Annotated in this window: 1 protein-coding gene; it reads left to right on the forward strand. The window is 35.4% G+C overall.

Annotation, left to right across the window (positions count from 1 at the left end; all coding sequences use genetic code 11):
• Positions 1 to 202, forward strand: a 202-nt coding sequence (locus tag ABLT31_RS38825; RefSeq protein WP_367761062.1) for a citrate/2-methylcitrate synthase, incomplete at its 5' end; no start/stop codon positions are given.
• Positions 203 to 729: the final 527 nt, after the last annotated feature.

Raw genomic sequence — 729 nt, forward strand, 5'->3', positions numbered from 1 at the left:
TAGCCTGGGTATCCCAAGAGATCTATTTACTCCCATCTTTGCTGTAAGTAGAACAGCCGGTTGGACGGCTCATATTTTAGAACAATACGAGAACAATCGTCTCATCCGACCAAGAGCAGAATATGTTGGTTCGAATTTAAGGCCCTACGTACCTATGGAACAAAGATATATAAATCAATCAGGTGATGCAGGGATATGCTAAGGATTAAGAAAGAAAGAATCGAGCTGGGGAAATTAATAGATAAGTGTTCCGATTGTAATCTTGTTCCTCGTGTAGCCAAAGGTACCTATGATGTTAACTATTGCAAATCGAAATGCCAACATTGGATTAAGCTGCAAAATCAGAGAACAGTTGTGGAAAAATTACAGATGGAATCTCGTAAAAAATAGATGCTCGAACTTTTTTTAAGGGCTTTAGTTTAGATTTTATATAAGGTGGAAAAAATTAAATTATTTCGAGGCTGTTGATCCTGAAGCGAATCTTCAACATAACCATTACTTTTGAAAAGGACAGGCTATACTCTTGCCTAGTCCTTTTCTTCTCCAATGTTTTATAAGGATGTCTTTTTGATCATTTGTGACTTGAAATACATTGGATTTATCAAAGAGAGGTTTATCACATGCTATTATTACATCGGAATTGCACAAATATCGCGATCTTTATGGTTATATTCTATTCGATAGTGTACTACTCTTGGATCCTACTCATTGATAATCAATATTTGAAAT

The sequence above is a fragment of the Ammoniphilus soli genome (genome assembly GCF_040813775.1).